At 62.7% G+C, this 13,420-nt stretch carries 17 protein-coding genes; 14 read left to right on the top strand and 3 right to left on the bottom strand.

All coding sequences use genetic code 11. The annotated features are described in order from the left end of the window. Nucleotides 1-51: 51 nt before the first annotated feature. Complete coding sequence (locus NKI88_RS07585; RefSeq protein ID WP_352654449.1) at nucleotides 52-1,209, bottom strand: ATP-grasp domain-containing protein; 1,158 nt, start codon at nucleotides 1,207-1,209, stop codon at nucleotides 52-54. 182 nt (nucleotides 1,210-1,391) lie between these two features. On the opposite strand from NKI88_RS07585, the gene NKI88_RS07590 reads away from it, so the two are divergent. From NKI88_RS07590 to NKI88_RS07610, 5 genes are all read left to right on the top strand, one after another. Further along, nucleotides 1,392-2,006 (top strand): hypothetical protein, encoded by a 615-nt coding sequence (locus NKI88_RS07590; RefSeq protein WP_352654451.1) that lies wholly within the window; start codon nucleotides 1,392-1,394, stop codon nucleotides 2,004-2,006. Nucleotides 2,007-2,013: 7 nt separating this feature from the next. After that, on the top strand, nucleotides 2,014-2,862 hold the full coding sequence (locus NKI88_RS07595) for a 23S rRNA (adenine(2030)-N(6))-methyltransferase RlmJ (RefSeq protein WP_352654453.1): 849 nt from the start codon (nucleotides 2,014-2,016) through the stop codon (nucleotides 2,860-2,862). A gap of 320 nt (nucleotides 2,863-3,182) precedes the next feature. Continuing rightward, entirely contained in the window at nucleotides 3,183-3,617 is a 435-nt protein-coding gene (locus NKI88_RS07600) for a MarR family transcriptional regulator (RefSeq protein ID WP_352654529.1), read from the top strand. After that, nucleotides 3,605-4,027 (top strand): VOC family protein, encoded by a 423-nt coding sequence (locus NKI88_RS07605; protein WP_352654455.1) that lies wholly within the window; start codon nucleotides 3,605-3,607, stop codon nucleotides 4,025-4,027. The genes NKI88_RS07600 and NKI88_RS07605 overlap by 13 nt, the downstream gene beginning before the upstream one ends. Nucleotides 4,028-4,228: 201 nt before the next feature. Further along, entirely contained in the window at nucleotides 4,229-4,675 is a 447-nt protein-coding gene (locus tag NKI88_RS07610) for a hypothetical protein (RefSeq protein WP_352654457.1), read from the top strand. A 97-nt stretch (nucleotides 4,676-4,772) separates the two neighbouring features. Here NKI88_RS07610 and NKI88_RS07615 read toward each other — a convergent pair whose 3' ends face one another. Next, entirely contained in the window at nucleotides 4,773-5,396 is a 624-nt protein-coding gene (locus NKI88_RS07615; RefSeq protein WP_502909435.1) for a TetR/AcrR family transcriptional regulator, read from the bottom strand. A 62-nt stretch (nucleotides 5,397-5,458) separates the two neighbouring features. Here NKI88_RS07615 and NKI88_RS07620 point away from each other — a divergent pair, with 62 nt between their 5' ends. From NKI88_RS07620 to NKI88_RS07635, 4 genes are all read left to right on the top strand, one after another. Beyond that, a complete protein-coding gene (locus NKI88_RS07620; protein WP_352654459.1) occupies nucleotides 5,459-5,653 on the top strand; it encodes a hypothetical protein in 195 nt (64 codons plus the stop codon). Next, nucleotides 5,646-5,987 carry a DinB family protein gene (locus NKI88_RS07625; protein WP_352654461.1) on the top strand — a complete coding sequence of 114 codons (342 nt, stop codon included), beginning with the start codon at nucleotides 5,646-5,648 and terminating at the stop codon, nucleotides 5,985-5,987. Before NKI88_RS07620 ends, NKI88_RS07625 begins: the two co-directional genes overlap by 8 nt. Before the next feature lie 580 nt (nucleotides 5,988-6,567). Continuing rightward, nucleotides 6,568-6,957 (top strand): hypothetical protein, encoded by a 390-nt coding sequence (locus NKI88_RS07630; protein WP_023673454.1) that lies wholly within the window; start codon nucleotides 6,568-6,570, stop codon nucleotides 6,955-6,957. Nucleotides 6,958-7,297: 340 nt separating this feature from the next. Next, nucleotides 7,298-7,894, top strand: coding sequence for a glutathione S-transferase family protein (locus NKI88_RS07635; RefSeq protein ID WP_023689091.1), 597 nt, complete (start codon nucleotides 7,298-7,300; stop codon nucleotides 7,892-7,894). Nucleotides 7,895-7,957: 63 nt separating this feature from the next. Here the strand turns inward: NKI88_RS07635 and NKI88_RS07640 are convergent, their stop codons facing one another. Continuing rightward, nucleotides 7,958-8,608 carry an outer membrane protein gene (locus tag NKI88_RS07640; RefSeq protein ID WP_352538094.1) on the bottom strand — a complete coding sequence of 217 codons (651 nt, stop codon included), beginning with the start codon at nucleotides 8,606-8,608 and terminating at the stop codon, nucleotides 7,958-7,960. Between the two features lie 411 nt (nucleotides 8,609-9,019). On the opposite strand from NKI88_RS07640, the gene NKI88_RS07645 reads away from it, so the two are divergent. The 5 genes from NKI88_RS07645 to NKI88_RS07665 all read left to right on the top strand — a co-directional run bounded on the left by NKI88_RS07645 (nucleotide 9,020) and on the right by NKI88_RS07665 (nucleotide 13,357). Further along, a complete protein-coding gene (locus tag NKI88_RS07645) occupies nucleotides 9,020-9,784 on the top strand; it encodes an SDR family oxidoreductase (protein ID WP_352654463.1) in 765 nt (254 codons plus the stop codon). Beyond that, nucleotides 9,781-11,856 (top strand): excinuclease ABC subunit UvrC, encoded by a 2,076-nt coding sequence (gene uvrC / locus NKI88_RS07650; protein WP_352654465.1) that lies wholly within the window; start codon nucleotides 9,781-9,783, stop codon nucleotides 11,854-11,856. Before NKI88_RS07645 ends, uvrC begins: the two co-directional genes overlap by 4 nt. A 169-nt stretch (nucleotides 11,857-12,025) precedes the next feature. Further along, nucleotides 12,026-12,622: a CDP-diacylglycerol--glycerol-3-phosphate 3-phosphatidyltransferase gene (pgsA, locus tag NKI88_RS07655; protein WP_023673449.1), complete on the top strand. Its 597-nt coding sequence runs from the start codon at nucleotides 12,026-12,028 to the stop codon at nucleotides 12,620-12,622. 1 nt (nucleotide 12,623) lies between these two features. Then, nucleotides 12,624-12,881 (top strand): molybdopterin converting factor subunit 1, encoded by a 258-nt coding sequence (moaD, locus tag NKI88_RS07660; protein WP_352652627.1) that lies wholly within the window; start codon nucleotides 12,624-12,626, stop codon nucleotides 12,879-12,881. A 2-nt stretch (nucleotides 12,882-12,883) separates the two neighbouring features. Beyond that, a complete protein-coding gene (locus tag NKI88_RS07665) occupies nucleotides 12,884-13,357 on the top strand; it encodes a molybdenum cofactor biosynthesis protein MoaE (RefSeq protein ID WP_352654467.1) in 474 nt (157 codons plus the stop codon). Nucleotides 13,358-13,420: the final 63 nt, after the last annotated feature.

Consider the following 13,420-nt stretch of genomic DNA (forward strand, 5'->3'; position numbering starts at 1 on the left):
TAGCAGGACTTACGCACTCAGCTGAAAACGGGAAGTTCCGCTTCAACTCGACTAGTCCTGCTCCGGCCCATTCCACTCGATATCGCGCGTCGACGCAGCCTGAAGGCTGATGCGCTGGCGCAGTGCTGTGCCGGCGATCTCGGCCAGAGTGCGCCATTGCGCCCGCTTCGGCGCGGGGTCGCCCGGCCAGGCGAGCAACTCATCAGACTCGCGCATCGCCTGACGGAAGCGGCCGAGACCACCGGAGCGCAGTGCCGCCGGCAGCCCGTAGATCCACATCGCCAGCCTCACCGTCTGCGGCGCCGTCACGTCGGGCTTCACCTCGGCGCCATCCTCCAGGACCGCGTCGGCGAAGCGCCGCGGAGCACGAAAGAAGTGCAGGCCGCTCACGGCGCGCGGATTGCACTCCAGTGGCAGCACCGTGCCGTTATTCTCGCGCATCAGGTCGAAGGAGATCTGGCCGTTCCAGCCGGCGCCGGCGACGAAGGTTTCGACGAAGCGCCGCGCCGCGATATCCTCGACCGGCTCGAAACAGATGCCGGCGCCCTTGCCGGCGCGATAGAGCGAACGGTAGAGCGCCAGCGCTTTGAGTTCACCCTCGATCGCCACCGCATAGGCGCTGATCTCTTCACCGGCGATGTAGCGCTGCGCCACCCAAGGAGCGGCGGGCGAGGGGCGGACGGCGTCGAGTTCGTCCGGCGATGGCCGCAGCAGTACGTCACGGGCAAAACGTGACCACACAGGTTTGAACACCAATTCGCGCGATTGGCCACGAACGCCGTCGAGATCGGCCTCGCTTTGCAGCAGTATCGTTTCCGGCACGTCGAGCCCAAGGCTCTGCGCCAGCCGGATGAAGGCATGCTTGTCGTGAACGCGGGCGAGCATCGCCATCTCGGGTGCGAAGAGGCGGGCCGGCATGGCGCGGTGCTGCCAGAGACGACCGAGATAAAAGACTTCCTCGCAGGTCGGGACAACGAGTTCGATGCCTTCCGCGCGGACAAGCGCTTCCACCGCCTTGGCATAGGCGTCGGCGGCAAAGCGCGGCGGCGGCAGGCGATGGTAGGCGGCGCAGGCCGTGCTCGCTGCGGCGATCGGCCGGGCCGGGCTGTCGGCCAAGATCACCCGGCGACCGGCGCCATGCAATAGCCGCGCCAGGTGCAGCGCCACCGGCGCGCGGGCACCGGTGATCAGCACGGTGCTATTGGGCATGAGCCACCGGCATCGGTTGGAAAAGACAAGTCGATGCTTCTGCGGAAGGCTTCATTCGCCATAAGTGCCACATGGCTTGCGTGCCGCCAACGGACTCCACAAAGGTGGCTCCGCTGCGTCAGCCATCGCTTTTTGGCCTTCAGGGCGTTATTGGCAATCTGTCGAACACCCGGATCTCCTCAATGCGCCTTCTGTTTGTCTTGATACTGCTTGCCGGCGCCGCCATTGGCTTCGTCTATCCCTGGGCCATGAGCAATTTCTCCGGCCACGAGATCGGCGCCTGGCGCGTCTACGACCAGGGACGGTTTAGGCCTGTGACGGTGACGCTGAAAGCTGGCGACGCGCCGGTCAGAGTGCTGGTCGACCTGACGGCAAAGGCCGAGCGCATTGTCTCGCAGCAGCGCACCGTGCTGACGCTGACTGCCGCCACAGCCGGCCGCACGGTGCTTGCCTCGACGCTGCAATTCAACCACGCCGACAATCCGCGCCAGGTCAGCCCGCAACTGCCCGACAAGATCTTTCGCGACGAGGCCGGCGTGATAGAAACCGTCAGTCCCGGCGCCTATCTCTTCACCGCCGGCCCGGGCGACGCCGACGATATCCCGATACGCGCAGTGGATCTGATACTGCGCTCCGGCGCCGGTGAGATCGATCAACGCGCACGGCCGGTCGGCTACGGGCTGATGGCCGTCGGCCTGATCGGCTTCCTGCTTGCTCTGGCTTTTGGCGGTCGCCGGCCGGAGAACCCGAACTCGAAGCCGCCACCGCCGCGTTGGGGCAGAGGCTCCTCGACATGAGCGCGGCATGAACTACCGTCACGCCTATCACGCCGGCAATTTCGCCGACGTCGTCAAGCATGTCGTGCTCAGCCTTCTGCTCGACTATCTGAAGCAGAAGGACAAGGCGTTCCGTGTCGTCGACACTCATGCCGGCATTGGCCGCTACGATCTGTCGTCGGCGGAAGCGCAAAAGACCGGTGAATGGCAAGGCGGCATCGGCCGCCTCATCGACGCCCCGATCGAAAAATCGGCGGCCGCGCTGCTTGCCCCCTATCTTGAAGCGGTGCGTTCGCTCAATCCCGATGGCGGGGTGAAGAGATATCCGGGCTCGCCATTGATCGCCAGGCACCTCATGCGAAAGCAGGACCGGTTGTCGGCGATCGAACTGCACGAGGCAGATGCTGCCAGGCTGAAGACGCTGTTTGCCGGCGATTTCCAGACAAGGGTGATCGAACTCGACGGCTGGCTGGCGCTTGGCGCGCATCTGCCGCCGAAGGAAAAGCGCGGCCTGGTGCTGATCGATCCGCCGTTCGAGGAAGCCGGCGAATTCGACCGCCTGGTCGACGGCATGCAGAAAGCGCACAGGCGCTGGCCGGGTGGCATCTACGCGCTGTGGTATCCGATCAAGGATCGCAAAGCGATCATCGCCTTCCGCAAGGCGCTCAAGCAATCCGGCGTCCCAAAGTTGCTCGACATCGAGTTCGAGATCCGGCCGGCATCGCGTGAACCAAGCCTCGACGGCAGCGGCATGGTGGTGGTCAACCCGCCCTTCACGCTGGAGCGCGAACTGCGCATCGTGCTGCCGGTCCTGCACAGATTGCTGGCGGTCGAAAAGCCGGCGCACTGGTCGCTGGAATGGCTGGCCGGGGAGTAGCGACGCTTCGCAGCGGGCGACGCCCGCGGCAAAGACACAAAGTCGCTAGAGGTTTTGACGGTGGGCGCCATCCGCGAATGCTCAGCTGTGTTCAACGAACCGAAACCATGGAGATGCACATCTAATCGGCTCGGCGTTGACGCTAATCCCAGAATCAGATAGATAGATATCTAATTATTAGATTTCGAATCGAAGCCAAGATCGACAGAAGAGGAACTGGTTAACGCGATAGGCTTCGCGATGTCGCGCTGGCAGGATGCCGTCGAAACGTTCGATGGGACCGTCGCCGAAATCTATGTGCTGAGCGCTGCCGAGCGCCGCTGTCTCGGTGCGATCAATCACGGCCGGCGGGGCCGGAAAACCTCGTAGCGAGGGAGACAAATCTCACGCCGGCGGCGGTCACGACGTTGATCGACCGGCTGGAAAAGCGCGGCTTCGTCAGCCGTCAGCCGGATCCCGATGACAGGCGCAAGGTCATGGTCGCGGCGGGCAAGAAGACCGAGGAACTCGTCCGGCGCTGCTACCATCCGATCCTCGAGGCGGGCGCCGCATTGCTGGAGAATATTCGGCGGCCGAGATGCAGTTTTTGCTCGGCTTCATCTAAGAGGTCGAAGCGATGCAGAAGGCATAGACCGAGAGGCTGCGCGGCAAAGCAAAACCGGTGCGTTGAGAGAAGGCATCGGAGGATGGTCCGGCGAAACGCCGGTCCGGTTTCAACTGTGTACTGTCAAGGAGAGACCCTATGCCCCGTATGATCTTCGTCAACCTGCCCGTCGCCGACCTCGCTGCGTCGATGGCCTTCTACAAAGCTCTCGGTTTCGACAACAACCCGCACTTCACCGACGACACCGCAGCCTGCATGGTGCTGAGCGAAACGATCAACGTCATGCTGCTCACCCATGCCAAATGGCGTCAGTTCACCGATCGCCCCATCCCACCGGCCACCTCGAGCGAGGTCATGCTTGCCGTGTCCTGCGACAGCCGCGCGGCGGTCGATGCGATGAATGAGGCGGCGGCTAAAAATGGCGGCGCCGCCGACATCAACGCCCAGCAGGACTATGGCTTCATGTACAATCGCGGCCTGGCCGATCCTGACGGCCACGTCTGGGAAGCGATGTGGATGGACCCGGCCGCCGTACCGCAGGGCGACGCCAAGCAAAGCTGAACCGGGTTTCGGCGCCCCGCCGGCCATGGCAGGCCGCTTCCTAAATGGGCAAGGCGAGCTTTTTCAAAGGCTCAGAACGTGGTTTCACAGCTTCGCACCGGCAAAACCGGTTGCGGAGCGGGAAACCATCGTCAGCGCGACCGCTTGACCGCGCGCCGCCGAATCCGCAAAGTGGGCGCAGTCGACCTTTGAGAGGCTGCCATGACTCGCTTTGCCAAATCCGCTCTTGCTGCCCTGATTTCGCTTTGCACGCCGCTGGCCGCACCCCTTGGCCAGCCAGCACAGGCCGCCGACCTTTCCGTCTATTCCGACGAGGACAGCGGCGTTTGCGGCGAGGCATGGGTGCTAAGCAAGATCTCCAGCCGCTTCTCCTACCAGGTGCATCACGTGCCGCATCTGCCGGATGTTTCGATCACCGATTTTCAACGCATCCACCAGCATCGCTATCTCCCGGCCAGCGAAGAATGGCCGATCGGCCGCCGCTATTGCGGCGCCACCGTCAGCCTTTCCGATGGCCGCGCCCGCACCATCTGGTACTTGATCGAGGAAGGCCAGGGTTTTGCCTCGATCGGCGACAATGTCGAATTCTGCGTCTCAGGCTTCGACCGCTGGATGGTCTACAACGGCCGCTGCCGCATCCTGCGCTAAGGTCGGATAAGAACCGCCGTTGAACCTGCCATCTCCCCGCAAGGGGGAGATCTGATGTCGCTCCGGATTCGCCAATCTCCGAACTGCTGCCGCTGCCTCACACCGCCTTCCCACCAGATACGTAAGCGCAGATCAGCTCGACCAACTGCTTCTGCAGTTCCGGCGCGTCGAGCATGTCTCGCCGCGCGGCATTGTGGATGACGCCCTCGACCGCTGAGGACAGCACCCGGGCCACGGTCTCATTGTCCTTTCTGCGCCTGCGATATTGCGCCACCGCCGCCGTGTAGTGATCCAGATAGCGCGACTGGAACGAGGCATGGGCGGCGCGTGAGCCGCGATCGCCCGGCGCCTCGTCGAGCAGCACCTGATGCAGCGTCGGATGGATGCGGTGCGCATCGATCATGCCGCGCACCAGCTCCTGCGCGAATCGCTTGAGCGGCTTGTCGCCTTCTGCTGATTCGGCGATCACCGACAGCACCTGATCGAAATGTCGCCGGCGAATTGCTTCGACCAGCGACAGCTTGTCGGGAAAATATTGATAGAGCGAGCCGATGCTGACGCCGGCCGCATCGGCCACCTTGTTGGTGGTGAAGCCGGCCCAGCCGAGCGCGCTCAGAACATGAGCACCGGCTTCGATGAGCGCCTCGACCGTCGCTCTCGAACGCGCCTGGCGCGGCTGCTTGCGCATGCGTGAGCGCGGCTTTGCAATGCGAGTAGACATGTCTGCTCCAGCAGCCAAGAATATAGACAACATACTCACATTTCTTGCAAAGGATACAGACCATGGACGCGCTGGATTTGCTCCGCAGCCTCTTCGTTTATCAAGCCTGGGCGAATGGTGAATTGCTGGAGAAGCTTGCGGGCCTCGACCAGCAGGAGCATGTCGATCAGCGTCACACAGCGACCCGTCTCATCAACCACAACCTCGTCGTATCGAAGATATTCGCCGCGCATCTTTCCGGCACGCGTCATGGCTAATGCGTCCGAAAACACCGAGGACACACCGGCACTCGATGAATTGAGCGCTGATGTCGCTGCGATGGATCGTTGGTATCTCGACTATATCGAAGCCGTCTCGCCAAAGCTCATGCCAGAGCCTGTGCCTTTCACCTTCACCGACGGCGACAGGACGATGATGTCACTCCAGGAAATGCTGACACATGTCGTCACGCATGGCGGCTATCACCGCGGCGAGATCGGGCGGATCCTGATGCGGATTGGCATTGCGCCGCCGTGGGATACGTTTGCCGTCCACCTCCACCACGCCGAGCCTTCGCGCCGGCTGCAGGTGCGCGAGCGGGTTGGCGCTTAGGGCCTGCACCCCTTGGCTTCCAAGGGATCGCGGCTTCCCGGGAGGAGGATTCACCTGATCTTTCGTTTCCCATTTCCGTTGGGCATCTCTTGCGCCGAAGCTGGCGATCTCCCTTCTCGTCTGGGAAACGTCCGACACAACAGGCTGTCCCTTCAAGTGCTGTCTTCCTGGCTTCCATCCAACCACTTTCGATATACGAGTAAAAAGCTCGCGTCTAGTTTAGTGCTGTTCCTGCAACCGTTGGGATGAAGCAAGATCAGCCTCTGCGGTGCGATGATTGTTGCCATCCGATAGGCCGCCGATGACCGCGTGAGATCGACGGCGTTGCAAGAGAATGTGAGCTTGACGAGAAGATCGTGTGAGTCGCGATATCAGAGATTTCTCTCGCAACAGTTCGCTGCGAAGCGGGAAGATTCTTTGCCGATTTCTGTGCCGATCATTGCGATCATGCTCTCAGCGTAACCGAAACTTACTCTGAGAAATTCTATGTAATGCTTCGCTGGCTAGATACGCACGAGTCAGATATGCATTAGCTCGCCGGGTCACTCACGGCCATCGGCACAAACGCAAGGGGCATCGCATGGCAAAGACCACGACGAAGGCGCCGGCGGCGAAAGCGCCGGCAAAGAAAGCGGCACCGAAAGCTGCCGCTAAACCTGCAGCAGTAAAGAAGGCAGCACCGAAGGCAGCGGCAAAGCCGGCCGCCAAGGCAGCGGCAAAGCCGGCAGCTAAGGCAGTAGCAAAACCCGCCGCCAAGGCAGCAGCGAAACCCGCCGCCAAGAAGCCGGCCGCCAAGGCTGTGGCGAAGCCTGCTGCGAAGGCAGCAGCCAAGCCCGCCGCCAAGAAGCCGGCAGCCAAGGCAGCGGCAAAACCCGCCGCCAAGGCTCCGATGAAGGCCGCCGCCGCCAAGTCGACGGCAGCTGTGAAGAAGGCTGCACCCGCCAAGAAGCCAGCCGCCAAGAAGAAGTAACAGCGGACCATCTCAAAGCTCCCGGGAACTTTGCCGACTGGCAGATTCCCGGGAGCTTTTTTGTTGTGATTTAGGTCTCGTTTTGATCCACGTCGTTCTCTCGCAATCGACGCCAATTCTATGCGACATGCATTGGCGACTTCATTGTCGGCGGATTGGCCGCCTGGTTTTGCCCTTCTGGCAGTTGCCCCTCAGGGAAGATCGGCCAACACTAAGGCGGTCGCATCCGATGGGGTTCAGGCGACGCGCTCTAGACCTTTGTTTTACGCGCGTCGTTCTCAAGACCGGAACCGCATTTTTGAGCGACATGCACTGGCCGTCCGAAAACAGGAAACCGATCATGCCGAAGCTCCTCTACGCGTCCTCATCCCCCTACAGTTCCAAGGTGCGCATGGCAGCACTCCATGCCGGCATTGCCGTCGAGCTGGTGCCGGTCAAGACCGAGGACAAGCCTGCTGAACTGATGTCAGCCAATCCTCTCGGCAAGATTCCGGTGCTGGTGCTCGACGACGGCCGCTCGATCCACGACAGCCGCGCCATCACCCAGCATCTCAACCGCGCTTCGAAGAGCCTGTTGTTGCCGCGCAATGCCGACAAGCGCCTCGAGGCCGAAGTGCTGGAGGCGCTGGCCGACGGCATATGCGACTGCGCGCTGTCGATGGTCTATGAGCGGCGCACGCGTCCGGAGGAGATGGTCTATCAACCCTGGCTCGATCGCCAGTGGACCAAGATCACCGCCGCACTCGATTTCCTCAACGCCAATCCGCCGAAGCTGCCGAAGAAGATCACGCTTGGCCAGTTGGCGTTGCGTGCCTGCCTCGGCTACCTCTCTCTGCGCTTCGCCGGCAAATGGGAAAAGGGCCGGGGCCGCCTGACCCGCTGGGCAGCGCGTTTCGATGAGAAGTTTCCGGGGCTGAAGGTGGCTGTGCCGGCCTGACGGGCGAAACAAAAAAAGCCGGGCGCGAGGCCCGGCTTTCTTGTGTCGTGGCTTGAACGACAGTTAGAACTTCATACCGACGCCGAAGGTGACGCGGTTGTCGCTCTCTTTGACCTTGGTGCCGACACTGTCGAAGCTCTTGGAACCGAAGTCGGTGTAGCGGTACTCGACACGGCCGAACACATTGTCGGTGATCTTGATGTCGGTGCCGACGCCGGCCGTCCAGCCGAGCATGGTGTTGCTGTCGCTACCCAAGGGGGTCGAGACCTTCTGGTTCTTCAGGGCGCCGCCGCCGGTGCCGTAGAGCAGGATTTCCGGGGTCACGGCGTAACCCAGACGGGCGCGCAGCGAGCCTTCGAAGCCGCCCTTGGAATTGACGCCGCCGCTGTCACCCTTGACGCCGTTGTAGCCGAGATCGGCTTCAGCACCGTACACGAAGTTTTCCTGCTGCCACTGGTAGCCGCCGAAAACCCCGCCGACAAAGCCCTTGGTCTTGATGTCGGGGCCGCCGTCGTGGACTTTGGCATGACCGCTGAAGCCGTAGCCGGCGCTGAGACCGGCATACGGGCCGGCCCAGGAAGCGACGGGGAGCTCGGCGATCGGGGCCGGTGCCGGGGGTTCTTCCGAGACGACATCGGCAGCAAAAGCGGTACCGCTGAGGGCGAAGAGCCCGAGCGCAACCGCGAGCGGCGCGAATTTGAGATTGGTTTGCATTGTTGTTTACTCCTTAAGCCACAAGACACGTAGGCTTGTTTGTCCTGAGCGCCATCAACCCGTACGGGGGGTGAAACGGATCTGGCACTCAACGGTTCCGAATGTCGTGTCAAAATGCGGCGGCAGCGAACCTGAAAATGGGTCATTCCCCGGCATGAATGAGGCCGAAGCTTGACGTTGCATCTTCGCAACAGCGAAATGTCAGTACGCAGGCGATGCTGCACTGCACTCGGCTTGGTGCAACGGGTTCAGCGTCCTATATTGCGGTCCTGCCGACCCGAATCCGGGGCGGTCCAGGCGGTGAAAAAGCCATTTCGCCACATTCCTGCCCTAGGTGGAAACGGCATTTAACCCCGGACGCGTCACAATGTGGCGGCTGGCGGAATTGAGGCGCAGATTGAGGATTGACAGATGATCGAAGCCGCCGGAACGGCGCTGGTTACGGGCGGGGCGAAGCGGATCGGCAAGGCGATCGTCGAGGATCTGGCCGCGCACGGTTTTGCCGTCGCCATCCATGCCAACCGCTCGACCGCCGACGCCGACGCGCTGGCTGCGCGCATCAGGGGCGGAGGCGGCCGCGCCGGCGTGGTAGCCGCCGATCTGACCGACATGGATGCGGTTGGCGATCTCGTCGGCCGCGCCGAGGCAGCGCTCGGCCCGGTCACGCTACTTGTCAACAATGCGTCGCTGTTCGTCGACGATAGCGTCGAGGACTTCGACTGGGCGGCATGGGACCTTCACTTCGCCATCCATGTGAAGACGCCGGCGCTGTTGGCGCAAAACTTCGCCCGCGCCTTGCCGCCAGGGCAGGAGGGGCTGATCGTCAACATCATCGACCAGCGCGTCTGGCGGCCGACGCCGCGCTATTTCTCTTATGCGCTGTCGAAGTCGGCCTTGTGGACGCAGACCGAAATGCTGGCACAGGCGCTCGGTCCGCGCATCCGCGTCAACGCCATCGGTCCCGGTCCAACGCTGAAGAATGCGCGCCAGGAAGATGATGATTTCCAGAAGCAGGTCGATGGCCTGATTCTGAAGCGCGGCCCGCAATTGGCCGAATTCGGCGCCACCATTCGCTATCTCTGGGATGCGCGCTCGGTGACCGGCCAGATGATCGCGCTTGACGGCGGCCAGCATCTTGCATGGCAGACGCCGGATGTGACAGGCATGGTGGAATGAGTCCCGCAGACCAGAAACACAAGACGCGCGCCGGCGCCGCCGACGATATGCCGCCCGACGTCGAGCTTGAGGATGAAGCGGTCGAGGAGATCGTCGAGCCCGAGGCCACCGGGCCCGATGTCGCCTTCACAGCGATAGACTGGGCGCCGCATGCCGGCGACGCCGACGGCATGGTCGGCGCCGAGGTCATCCAGACATTGGTCAAGCGGCTGCCCAATGCGCCCGGCGTCTACCGCATGATGAACGCTGCCGGCGACGTGCTTTATGTCGGCAAGGCGCGCAGCCTGAAGAAGCGGGTGACCAACTACGCGCAAGGCCGGTTCCACACCGCCCGCATCGGCCGCATGGTGCGCGAGACATCGACGATGGAGTTCGTCGTCACCCGCACCGAGATCGAAGCGCTGCTGCTCGAGGCCAATCTCATCAAGCGCTTGCGGCCGCGTTTCAATGTGCTGATGCGGGACGACAAGTCGTTCCCTTACATCCTGTTGACCGGCGATCACGTCTCGCCCGGCATCTACAAGCATCGCGGTGCGCGCTCGCGCAAGGGCGACTATTTCGGACCTTTTGCGTCGGCCGGCGCGGTCGGGCGCACCATCAATTCGCTGCAGCGCGCATTCCTGCTCAGGAGCTGCACCAACTCCTTTTACGAAAACCGCACCCGGCCGTGCCTGCTCTACCAGATCAAGCGCTGTGCCGGTCCCTGCACCGGCGAAATCTCGCATGGCGACTATGCCGAGCTGGTCAGCGAGGCGAAGGATTTTCTGTCCGGCCGCAGCCAGAAGGTGAAGACCGAAATCTCTGCCGCCATGCAGCAGGCCTCGCAGGAGCTCGATTTCGAGCGCGCCGCCATTTATCGTGATCGGCTGGCAGCGCTGTCCCATGTGCAGAGCCATCAGGGCATCAACCCGGCCACGGTCGATGAGGCCGATGTCTTTGCTATCCATCAGGAGGGCGGCCAGGTCTGTATCCAGGTGTTTTTCTTCCGCACCGGCCAGAACTGGGGCAACCGCGCCTATTTCCCCAAGGCCGATCCGGCACTGGAGGGGGCGGAAGTGCTGGGCTCGTTCCTGGCGCAGTTCTATGACGACAAGCCGACGCCACGGAACATTCTGCTGTCGCGAGGCGTCCAGGATCAGGAACTGCTGGCCGAAGCGCTGTCCACCCGCGCCGGCCGTAAAGTGTCGATCTCGGTGCCGCAGCGCGGCGAGAAGAAGGATTTGACGGACAACGCGCTGCAGAATGCGCGCGAGGCGCTCGGCCGCCGGCTGGCCGAAACCTCCACGCAAGGCCGGCTGCTCGCCGGCTTTGCCGAGACCTTCGGCCTGCCGAAGCCACCGGTGCGCATCGAGGTCTATGACAATTCGCATATTATGGGCACCAACGCCGTTGGCGCCATGGTCGTCGCCGGGCCGGAAGGGTTTGTGAAGAACCAGTACCGCAAATTCAACATCCGTTCGACCGAGATCACGCCCGGTGACGATTTCGGCATGATGCGCGAGGTGATGGAACGGCGCTTTTCGCGGCTGCTGAAGGAACATGGCGATGTCGTTCCCGACGACGCGGCAGCCGGTGGAGCAGGCGACGACATCGAGGAAGACATCTCCGGCAGCTTCCCGGCCTGGCCCGACGTCATCCTGATCGATGGCGGCCAGGGCCAGATGAGCGCAGTGCGCAAGATCCTCGCCGACCTCGGCATCGAGGATCGCGTGGCGGCCATCGGCATCGCCAAGGGCCAGGACCGCGATGCCGGCCGCGAGCGTTTCTTCGTCAGAGGCAGGGACTCGTTTTCGCTGCCCGTCCGCGATCCCGTGCTCTATTTCGTCCAGCGGCTGCGCGACGAGGTCCATCGCTTCGCCATCGGTTCGCACCGCGCGCGACGCAAGAAGGAATTGGTCAAGAGCCCGCTCGACGAGATCGCCGGCATCGGTCCCGGTCGCAAGCGCGCGCTGCTGCTGGCCTTCGGCACTGCCAAGGCGGTCAGCCGCGCGGCAGTCGAGGATCTGGTCAAGGTCGACGGTATTTCAGAGCAGGTCGCCAAGCTCGTCTACAATCATTTCCATGAGAGCTGAGCGCCGGTGACGCCGCTGTCCCGATCAAATGGCAGCAGCCGTTCCTTTCTCGGAGGCCACTCGAATCCCCGCAATCGCACGCTATTTCGTCTGGCCAATCGAATCTCGCCTGTTGACCCCCTACATCCGGTTCTGATTTGAGTACGCAGGCAGAAAGAGTCCCTGAGATATGGCCAAGCGCGCGTTCAACCTTCCCAACATGCTTACCTACGCCCGCATCGTCGCGGTGCCGCTGGTCGTGCTGTGCTTTTTTCTCGAGGGCCATCTGAAATCGAGCGACTTCGCCCGCTGGTCGGCGTTGATCATCTTCCTGCTGGCTTCGATCACCGACTATCTCGACGGCTATCTGGCGCGCGCCTGGCAGCAGACGTCCAACATCGGCAAGATGCTGGACCCGATCGCCGACAAACTGCTGGTCGCCACCTGCCTGCTGCTGCTCGCCGCCGACACCGACCGCCATGCCGGCATCGCAGGCTGGTCGCTGTGGGCGGCAATCATCATCCTGTGCCGCGAAATCCTGGTGTCGGGGCTGCGCGAATATCTGGCGGCATTGAAAGTCTCGGTGCCGGTGACGCAGCTCGCCAAATGGAAGACCGCCATCCAGATGGTCGCCATCGCCTTCCTGCTGGCCGGGCCTGCCGGCGACAAGATCTTCCCGCTGACCACGCAGACCGGACTGGTGCTGCTGTGGATTGCAGCTCTCGTCACGCTATACACCGGCTACGACTATTTCCGCGCCGGCCTCAAGCACATCATGGACGAGTGAGATGACCACCCGGCTCATTTATTTTGCCTGGGTGCGCGAACGGATCGGCAAGCCGGAAGAGGATGTCGAATTGCCCGCGGGCATCGAGACGGTCGCCGATTTGTTGCGTTGGCTAAAATCGCGCGGCGAGGAGTATGAGCACGCGCTGCAATATCCTGATGTAATCCGCGTCGCCATCAACCAGCAACATGTCGAGCATCGCGAGAAGATAGCCGGCGCGCGCGAGATCGCCCTGTTTCCACCGATGACCGGGGGCTGACCATGTCCGGCGCGCCGACGGTGCGCATCCAGCGCGACGATTTCGACGTTGCCGCCGAGATCGCGAAACTGACCGAGGGTCGCGCGGACATCGGCGCCGTGGTGTCCTTCTCAGGACTTTGCCGCGACGAGCAGGGCCAGCTGTCGGCCCTGGAACTCGAGCACTATCCCGGCATGGCCGAGGCCGAAATCACCCGCATCGCCCGCGAGGCGCTTCAGCGCTGGCCGCTGCAAGGGCTGACCGTCATCCATCGCCACGGCAAGATCGCACCGGGCGAAAACATCGTGCTGGTGGTGGCGGCGTCCTCGCACCGGCAGGCGGCGTTCGAAGCGGCGAATTTCCTGATGGATTTCCTGAAATCGCGTGCACCCTTCTGGAAGAAGGAGCACCGCGGGGACGGCACCGATGGCGGCTGGGTCGAGGCCAAGGACGCCGACGACCAGGCTGCGGCGCGCTGGAAGGCGCGGCCCGAATAAATCTCGGCGCAGCCATGTATTGACCGCAATGCCTTGGCCAAATCGCATCCGGCAAAAGGGAGC

The sequence above is a fragment of the Mesorhizobium sp. M0317 genome (assembly GCF_040321555.1).
Lineage (GTDB): Bacteria > Pseudomonadota > Alphaproteobacteria > Rhizobiales > Rhizobiaceae > Mesorhizobium.

What these genes read in the sequence shown, in the direction of transcription:
- NKI88_RS07585 (WP_352654449.1), bottom strand. Translation starts at nt 1,209, where the DNA reads ATGCCCAATAGCACCGTGCTGATCACCGGTGCCCGCGCGCCGGTGGCG.
- NKI88_RS07590 (WP_352654451.1), top strand. Translation starts at nt 1,392, where the DNA reads ATGCGCCTTCTGTTTGTCTTGATACTGCTTGCCGGCGCCGCCATTGGC.
- NKI88_RS07595 (WP_352654453.1), top strand. Translation starts at nt 2,014, where the DNA reads ATGAACTACCGTCACGCCTATCACGCCGGCAATTTCGCCGACGTCGTC.
- NKI88_RS07605 (WP_352654455.1), top strand. Translation starts at nt 3,605, where the DNA reads ATGCCCCGTATGATCTTCGTCAACCTGCCCGTCGCCGACCTCGCTGCG.
- NKI88_RS07610 (WP_352654457.1), top strand. Translation starts at nt 4,229, where the DNA reads ATGACTCGCTTTGCCAAATCCGCTCTTGCTGCCCTGATTTCGCTTTGC.
- NKI88_RS07615 (WP_502909435.1), bottom strand. Translation starts at nt 5,396, where the DNA reads ATGTCTACTCGCATTGCAAAGCCGCGCTCACGCATGCGCAAGCAGCCG.
- NKI88_RS07620 (WP_352654459.1), top strand. Translation starts at nt 5,459, where the DNA reads ATGGACGCGCTGGATTTGCTCCGCAGCCTCTTCGTTTATCAAGCCTGG.
- NKI88_RS07625 (WP_352654461.1), top strand. Translation starts at nt 5,646, where the DNA reads ATGGCTAATGCGTCCGAAAACACCGAGGACACACCGGCACTCGATGAA.
- NKI88_RS07630 (WP_023673454.1), top strand. Translation starts at nt 6,568, where the DNA reads ATGGCAAAGACCACGACGAAGGCGCCGGCGGCGAAAGCGCCGGCAAAG.
- NKI88_RS07635 (WP_023689091.1), top strand. Translation starts at nt 7,298, where the DNA reads ATGCCGAAGCTCCTCTACGCGTCCTCATCCCCCTACAGTTCCAAGGTG.
- NKI88_RS07640 (WP_352538094.1), bottom strand. Translation starts at nt 8,608, where the DNA reads ATGCAAACCAATCTCAAATTCGCGCCGCTCGCGGTTGCGCTCGGGCTC.
- NKI88_RS07645 (WP_352654463.1), top strand. Translation starts at nt 9,020, where the DNA reads ATGATCGAAGCCGCCGGAACGGCGCTGGTTACGGGCGGGGCGAAGCGG.
- uvrC (WP_352654465.1), top strand. Translation starts at nt 9,781, where the DNA reads ATGAGTCCCGCAGACCAGAAACACAAGACGCGCGCCGGCGCCGCCGAC.
- pgsA (WP_023673449.1), top strand. Translation starts at nt 12,026, where the DNA reads ATGGCCAAGCGCGCGTTCAACCTTCCCAACATGCTTACCTACGCCCGC.
- moaD (WP_352652627.1), top strand. Translation starts at nt 12,624, where the DNA reads ATGACCACCCGGCTCATTTATTTTGCCTGGGTGCGCGAACGGATCGGC.
- NKI88_RS07665 (WP_352654467.1), top strand. Translation starts at nt 12,884, where the DNA reads ATGTCCGGCGCGCCGACGGTGCGCATCCAGCGCGACGATTTCGACGTT.